This is a genomic window from Jiella sp. M17.18 (genome assembly GCF_041027365.1).
Taxonomy (GTDB): Bacteria; Pseudomonadota; Alphaproteobacteria; order Rhizobiales; family Rhizobiaceae; genus VKMB-3413.
Genome location: NZ_JBFTEH010000006.1, coordinates 294,622 through 301,631 on the forward strand (window position 1 = coordinate 294,622; position 7,010 = coordinate 301,631).

Below are 7,010 nucleotides of genomic sequence, written 5' to 3' on the forward strand. Positions count from 1 at the left end.
TTCCAGCCGAGGCAAATCGCCGCCCGGCAGGCCCGCCCCCTCGGTTCCTCCGGAAACATCGCGATGGACGCCGTCCGGCGCGGCTGCTACGGAGCGGCGATTACATGTTCGTAAGGGAGTCCGTCTTCCGCCGGATGACGAACCGGAGGCGATGGCTCCGCCGCACCATCTGACGCGCCGCCGCCCGCGCCGCGCCGCCTGCCGCCGGTTCCGGCTTTCCCGCCGACCGGCGCGCATTCCGCAAGGCCAGGTACTTCCCCCGTGACAGACGAGATCGACGCCGAGACTGGAGCCAAGCCCGGCCCGGAGACGAGCGACATTCCCGCCGACGACCGCTTCGCCGCCTTCCGCAACCGCCGCTTCCTGCTCTACTGGCTGGCGCGCTTCTTCTCCTCCTTCGCCATCCAGATCGTCGTCGTCTCGGTCGGCTGGCAGATCTATGCGATCACCGGCGATCCGCTGGATCTCGGCTTCGTCGGCCTCTGCCAGTTCCTGCCGGCGCTGCTGCTGGTGCTCGTCACCGGCGCCGCGGCGGACCGCTACCCCCGGCGGATGATCATGGGCATCGCCAATCTCGTCGAGGGTGCCGGTGCGGTGACGCTCTTCGCCCTCACCTTCCACGGCCTCGCCTCGCCGCTGCCGATCTTCGTGGTGATGACCGCCTTCGGCATCACCCGGGCCTTTTTCGGCCCGGCGCAGCAGTCGCTGGTCGTCAACCTCGTCACCCGTCAGGAACTCGCCAACGCCATCGCCTGGAACTCCTCCTCCTGGCAGATCGCGGCGATCGCCGGCCCGGTCGGCGGCGGCCTGCTCTACGGCGTCAGCCCGCTCGCCTCCTATGCCTGCGGCGCCGTGCTGCTGGTGACGAGCTCCGTCCTCGTCTTTTCGATCAAGCAGCCGGCGCAGCGCAAGCGCGCCCACGAGCCGGCCAGCCTGGAGACGATCGTCGCCGGCTTCCGCTTCATCTGGTCGGAAAAGGTGGTGCTGGGCGCGATCTCGCTCGACCTCTTCGCCGTGCTTCTCGGCGGCGCCGTCGCGCTGATGCCGGTCTATGCCCGCGACATCCTGTCGGTCGGGCCCTGGGGCCTCGGCCTCCTGCGCGCCGCGCCGGCCTTCGGGGCGATCCCGATGGCGCTGTTTCTCGCCGCCCACCCGATCCGCAACCATGCCGGGCTGATCATGTTCGGCTTCGTCGCCTCTTTCGGTGCCTTCACCGTCGTCTTCGGCCTCTCGACGGTGCCCTGGCTGTCGATCCTGGCGCTGGCGGCGATGGGCGCCTCGGACATGATCAGCGTCTATGTCCGCGAGACGCTGATGCAGCTGTGGACGCCCGACGACGTGCGCGGGCGGGTGAACGCGGTGAACCAGGTGTTCATCGGCGCGTCGAACGAGCTCGGCGAGTTCCGCGCCGGCGGCATGGCGGCGCTGATCGGCGCGGTGCCGGCCGTCGTCGTCGGCGGCGTCGCGACGATGGGCGTCGCCGGCCTCTGGTCGGTGCTGTTCCCCGACCTGCGCAAGGCCAAGCACCTCGCCGGCCGGGACTGACGGCGGAAGCGATGGCCGGTGCGACCGCCGCCGCCGCCGGCGACCAGCCTCGTCTGCGACCCTCAGCGGGCGGCGTGCGCCTTGAACTTCTCCGCCCAGTCCTTGTGCCAGCGCGACAGCGGCGGGCGGTTCTCGACGATGTCGCCGGCGGCCCAGGCGATGCGCTTCTCGTCCATCTCGCGCGTCACCTCGCCGTCCGGGCAGAGGATGTAGAAGTCGTCGGTGCCGAGCTTCTCCAGCATGAAGTCGACCGTCTGGTCGGGTGTCCAGGCGCCGTCCGGCTTCTCGGTGCGGCCCTTCTGGGTGAGGGGGGTGAAGACGAAGCCCGGGATCATCAGCCGCGCCTCGACGCGGCAGCCCTCGCGGTTCCTCAGATCGTGCTGCAGCGCCTCGGCAAACGCCTTCACGCCGGCCTTCGCGACATTGTAGGCGGGGTCGCCCGGCGGCGTCGTGATGCCCTGTTTCGAGCCGGTGACGATGATCAGCCCCGGCTCGCCCGACTGCACCATGCGCTCGCCGAACAGCTGGGCGACATGGATGATGCCGTGCAGGTTGACCTTCAGCACCGCGTCCCAGTTGGCGACAGGGCCGAAGATCTCGCTGCCCGGCTGGATGCCGGCATTGTCGAACAGGAGATGCACCGAGCCGAAGCGGCCGAAGAGGTTCTTCGCCAGCGCCTCGACGGCGGCGCGGTCGGAGACGTCGGTCTTCGAGGTGATCACGGTGCCGTCGGGGCTGATCCGGGCGACCTCCTCCTTCGCCGCCGCGAGCCGGTCCTCGACCCGGTCGACGAGCACGACGGTCATGCCGGCGCTGGCGAAGCGCTTGGCGGCGGCGAGCCCGATGCCGGACGCGCCGCCGGTGACGACGGCGACATGGCCGTCTGCGATGACGGGATGGGTCATGGCAAAATCCCTTCTGCCGGATGGTTCAGCCTGGTGTCCGCGCGGCCCGCGCCGCCGCGAGCGCCTTACATTGGCACGGCGGCCGATCCGGCAAGGGAAGTTCCTCCCGGCCGGACCGCCGGCAGGCTCCGCTCCTACTCCGGCACCCGCCGCCCGGCAGCCGCGACGTCGTTCGCGGGCGCGTTGACGCGCAGAGGGTGCCCGGCCGCCGGCCGGTCCCGCCGCGGCTCGACGCGGGCGGCCAGCCGGTGGCGCGGCCGGAGCGTCACCCGGTGCTGCAGCTGCGGTTCGGCCGCGCCCGGCACCGTGAGGAAGCGGACGCGCTGCAGAAGCGTCGCCAGACCCGCCGTCATCTCCAGCATGGCGAGCGTTCCGCCGACGCAGATGCGCGGTCCCGCCCCGAACGGCAGGTAGACCGTGCGCCGGATCGCCGCCTCACGGCCCTCGGTGAAACGGTCGAGATCGAAGACCTGCGGCCGCTCCCAATAATGCGGATGGCGATGCACGGCATAGACCGGGATCATCACCGCCGCGCCCGCCGGCAGGTCGATGCCGCCGAGCGTTTCGGGGCGCAGCGTGCGCCGCGACAGGCCGGGGGCCGGCGGGAACAGCCGCATCGTCTCCAGGAGGAAGGCGCGCACGGCGACGAGCCGCGAGACCGCCGGCTGATCGATCGGGTCCGAACCAACCTCGCGGTCGATCTCGGCGATCAGCCGCTCCTGCGTCTGCGGCATTTCGGCGAGGCAGTAGACCGCCCAGGTCAGGGCGTTCGCCGACGTCTCGTGGCCAGCCGAGATCAGCGTCAGCAGCATGTCGACCATGTCGGCATCGGTGAGCGTGCGGCCGCTCTGCGGGTCGGCCGCCGCCAGCAGCCGGTTGCAGACGTCGTCGACATCGGCAGGGCCGGCCCGGCGGCGGCGCACGAAATCGGCGAGCAGGGCACGCACCGCGTCACGCGCCCGCAGCAGCTTGCCGCGCCCCGGGAAGGGCGTCCAGTCCGGCAGCCGCAGCATCGCATAGGCGACGACCCAGGTGACCGGATCGAGATAGTCGTCGACATGCCGCTTGATCCGCTCGGGATCGATGTCGCTGCGCCCGGCAAACAGCAGCCGGTCGATGACGGCGAGCGTCGCCGTCTTCATCGCGTCGGAGATGTCGGCGGTGACGGTCGCGCCGCTCGGCGTCCAGCGGCCGGTGAGCGCCGCGAACGGTGCGACGATCTCCGGCAGGAAGCCGCGCATGGCCGCCGGCGAGAACACCGGCGCCGCCAGCCGGCGCTTCCAGCGCCAGTCCTCGCCCTCGGCGAGAAGCAGCCCGTCGCGGAAGATCGGCCGCAGGATGCGCTCGTCGATGGTGGCCTTCGGAAAGTCGCCCGGCCGCTCCACCAGCACGGTCTCCAGAACGTCCGCATCGGCGACGTAAGCGAAGGCGCCCTTGGCGAAGGACGGCGCGTAGACGCGGCTTTCGGCGATCTCGCTCGGAACCGCGGAGGCGGGATTGCGCAGGATGCGGCGCACGAAGGCGAGCCGCCCGGCACCGGCCGGCAGGGCATCGAGGCTGACGGGGACGAAGGCGGTCATCGCGCGGCAATCCTCGCTCTTCCACCGATCGACCGGACCGGCGGCATCGGGGCCCCCGGCCGCGGATCATAATCGTCCGGAGAGCGACGCGCCAGCAGCGGCAGCACCCTCCGGGACGGGCCTCACCCGTGCAGCTTCAGCGCCGGGCCGCCGGTCGGCGAGATCATGTCGGCGGCGATCGCGACCGAGCCCCGCAGCGGCCCCAGCACCGCCCATTGATGCTGGCGCTGCAGGGCGTTGTAGGCCGCCGCCGCAAACCGGCCCTTGACCAGGATGTCGCTCTGGCGGAACAGGCCGACGAGGCCGACCGAGCCGCCGCTGGCGAGCGAGAGGAGCCGCCCGCGGTCGTCGTAGACGAACGGCTCCGGCTCATCGCCGGCGATCACCTGCGGCAGCGCGTCTCCGAGATAGTCGGCCTGCTGGCTGGCACATTGCGCCGTAGGCGGCAGCGGCTGGTCGGCCCCCGCCGGGGTGAACGACGCTGCGTCGCCCATGACGAACACCTCCGGATCGACGGTAGAGCGCAGCCGGTCGTCGACGACGATGCGGCCTTTCCGGTCCATCTCGAAATCGGCGAGGTCCTTCAGGACCGGATTGCCGACGAGCCCGGCCGCCCAGACCGCGATGTCGGCCGGCCAGCTGCCGCCGTCGGCGGAGCGGACCTCGGTTCCGGTCACCGCATCGATCTTGGCGCCGGTCGCGACCTGGATGTCGAGTGCGTCCAGCCGCTCCCGGACGGTCTTGCGAAGGCTCTCCGACGCGCCCGGCATCAGCACCGGCCCCGCCTCCAGGATCGTCAGGTCGAGCAGCCGCTTCTGCCCTTCCGCATGGCTCTTCTCGAAGAAGGCGCGCTCCGCCTGGCGCAGATGCGCGGCGAGTTCCGTGCCGGTGGCGCCCGAGCCGACGATGACGATGCCGGCCGGACGGTCGGTCTCGCGCGCGGCGATCATCGCGTCGATAAACAGGTCGCGGAAACGATCGGCGTCGCGCCGCTCGTCGAGCCGGATGGCGTGCCCGGCGACACCCGGCGTGCCGAAGTCGGGCGTCACGCCGCCGAGCGCGACGACGAGGATGTCGTAAGGGATCGTCCGGTGCGAGCGCTCGGGCCGCCCGGCACCCTTCTCGAACGCGGGAGGGGCGGCGAGCGTGACGGACTTCTGCGTCCGGTCGACCGCCACCACGGCCCCCTGCTCGAAGTGGAAGCCGCGCATCTCCGCGAGCATGTAGAAGCTCATCTCCGACAGCGTCGAGTTCACCGTGCCGGCGGCGAACTCGTGCAGCCGCGGCTTCCACAGATGGGTGGAGACCTTGTCGACGAGCTTGACGGCGCAGTCCTCGCGCCCGGCGAGCCGGCAGACGAGTTCGAGCCCGCCCGCCCCGCCGCCGAGGACCACGATCCGCGTCGGCGCGATCATCCCTCAGCCTCCCGCGGCGATGCGGTCGAACAGATGCGGGAACAGGCCCATCAGGCCGATGACGATCAGGTAGAGCGCGATGATCACCCGCAGCAGGCCCGGAACGACCAGGATCAGGATTCCGGCAACGAGTGCGACGATCGGCTGAATGGTCACGAAATGCATCGGGAAGCCCGCTCTCCGGTCTTGCTGTTCTGTCGGACGAGATAGCGCCCGGCAACGGTCAGGCCATGTACCAGCCGTGGCTCGGCACGATCGACTGGCCGGTCAGCGCGTTGGTCTGGAAGCTCGCGAGGAACAGCGCGACGTCGGCGACGTCCTGCATGGTGGTGAACTCGGTGTCGACGGTCTCGCCGAGCATCACCTTGTTGACGACGTCCTCCTCGGAGATGCCGAGGCTCTGCGCCTGCTCGGGGATCTGCTTGTCGACCAGCGGCGTCCTGACGAAGCCCGGGCAGATCGTGTTCGACCGCACGCCGTGCTTGGCGCCCTCCTTCGCCATGACGCGGGCAAGGCCGAGAATGCCGTGCTTGGCCGCGACATAGGCCGACTTCAGCGCCGAGGCCTCGTGGCTGTGCACCGAGCCCATGTAGATCAGCGAGCCCGACTTCTGCGGATACATGTATTTCACGCAGGCCTTGGTGAGCAGGAACGAGCCGTCGAGATGGATCGTCACCAGCTTGCGGAACGCCTCATAGGGAAATTCCTCGATCGGATGGACGGTCTGGATGCCGGCATTGGAGACCATGGTGTCGATCCGGCCGAACTTCGCCGCGACCGCGTCGACGCCGGCGTTGACCGCGGCCTCGCTGGTGACGTCCATCTCGACGGCCATCGCCTCGGCGCCGGCCGCCTTGAGTTCGGAGACGACGGCCTGCGCCCCGTCCATGTTGATGTCGCAGATCGCGACCCTGGCGCCTTCGCGCGCGAAGGTCTGTGCGATGGTCTTGCCGATGCCGGAACTCGCGCCGGTGACGACGGCGNCCCGTCCATGTTGATGTCGCAGATCGCGACCCTGGCGCCTTCGCGCGCGAAGGTCTGTGCGATGGTCTTGCCGATGCCGGAACTCGCGCCGGTGACGACGGCGACATTGCCTTCAAGCTTCATGGTTCCGACCCCTGTCGTTAGCTGACGCAGCAAATGGACGCCGCTGCGCGAACAGCAAGGCGGGTGCGGACGGATGGAGGAAGTTTCATTCGGATGTCGTCGAAGCCGTTGCCTCGCTCCCGCCCACGCGAACGAAAGCGGCCGCCGAACGGGTCGGCGGCCGGACGTCTGCTACGGGTTCCGCGATCGGGAAGCGGCTTCCGGCGGACGGCGCGTTTCGCCGGCCGGACGGTCACCTCTGGAGAAGGCTCAGAACTCTTCCCAGCTCTCCTCGGCGGCTGCGGCGGCGGGCTTGCGGGCGGCGCCGCCGGCGCCGGTGGCGCGCAGCTGCTGGACCGGACGCGGAGCGGCGGGGCGATGCGCCGGGGCCGGCGCGGGCTCGGTCGCGTGGGCGGCCTTCGCGGCGCTGCTGCCGGCCTTCACCTTGAACCGGCCCATCGCCGCTGCCAGCTCGTCGG

At 70.5% G+C, this 7,010-nt stretch carries 6 protein-coding genes and 2 pseudogenes; 1 reads left to right on the top strand and 7 read right to left on the bottom strand.

Features of this window, described 5'->3' with window-relative positions; all coding sequences use genetic code 11:
- Positions 1-318: 318 nt before the first annotated feature.
- Complete coding sequence (locus AB5S17_RS13825; RefSeq protein ID WP_369240309.1) at positions 319-1,545, top strand: MFS transporter; 1,227 nt, start codon at positions 319-321, stop codon at positions 1,543-1,545.
- A gap of 62 nt (positions 1,546-1,607) precedes the next feature.
- Here AB5S17_RS13825 and AB5S17_RS13830 read toward each other — a convergent pair whose 3' ends face one another.
- From AB5S17_RS13830 to AB5S17_RS13860, 7 genes and pseudogenes are all read right to left on the bottom strand, one after another.
- Complete coding sequence (locus AB5S17_RS13830; protein ID WP_369240283.1) at positions 1,608-2,450, bottom strand: SDR family NAD(P)-dependent oxidoreductase; 843 nt, start codon at positions 2,448-2,450, stop codon at positions 1,608-1,610.
- A gap of 134 nt (positions 2,451-2,584) precedes the next feature.
- Positions 2,585-4,030: a cytochrome P450 gene (locus tag AB5S17_RS13835; protein ID WP_369240285.1), complete on the bottom strand. Its 1,446-nt coding sequence runs from the start codon at positions 4,028-4,030 to the stop codon at positions 2,585-2,587.
- A gap of 122 nt (positions 4,031-4,152) precedes the next feature.
- Entirely contained in the window at positions 4,153-5,445 is a 1,293-nt protein-coding gene (locus AB5S17_RS13840) for an NAD(P)/FAD-dependent oxidoreductase (protein WP_369240287.1), read from the bottom strand.
- 3 nt (positions 5,446-5,448) lie between these two features.
- Positions 5,449-5,610, bottom strand: a complete 162-nt coding sequence (locus AB5S17_RS13845) for a DUF3096 domain-containing protein (protein ID WP_369240289.1) — start codon at positions 5,608-5,610, stop codon at positions 5,449-5,451.
- Between the two features lie 58 nt (positions 5,611-5,668).
- Entirely contained in the window at positions 5,669-6,451 is a 783-nt protein-coding gene (locus AB5S17_RS13850; protein WP_369240311.1) for a 3-hydroxybutyrate dehydrogenase, read from the bottom strand.
- Between the two features lie 29 nt (positions 6,452-6,480).
- A pseudogene (locus AB5S17_RS13855) lies at positions 6,481-6,552 on the bottom strand (hypothetical protein); the annotation flags it as partial.
- Between the two features lie 249 nt (positions 6,553-6,801).
- Positions 6,802-7,010: pseudogene (locus AB5S17_RS13860) on the bottom strand (methyl-accepting chemotaxis protein); the annotation flags it as partial.

Bases quoted from the DNA above. Each gene is read 5' to 3' on its own strand.
- AB5S17_RS13840 (WP_369240287.1), bottom strand. From the start codon at position 5,445: ATGATCGCGCCGACGCGGATCGTGGTCCTCGGCGGCGGGGCGGGCGGG.
- AB5S17_RS13845 (WP_369240289.1), bottom strand. From the start codon at position 5,610: ATGCATTTCGTGACCATTCAGCCGATCGTCGCACTCGTTGCCGGAATC.
- AB5S17_RS13835 (WP_369240285.1), bottom strand. From the start codon at position 4,030: ATGACCGCCTTCGTCCCCGTCAGCCTCGATGCCCTGCCGGCCGGTGCC.
- AB5S17_RS13830 (WP_369240283.1), bottom strand. From the start codon at position 2,450: ATGACCCATCCCGTCATCGCAGACGGCCATGTCGCCGTCGTCACCGGC.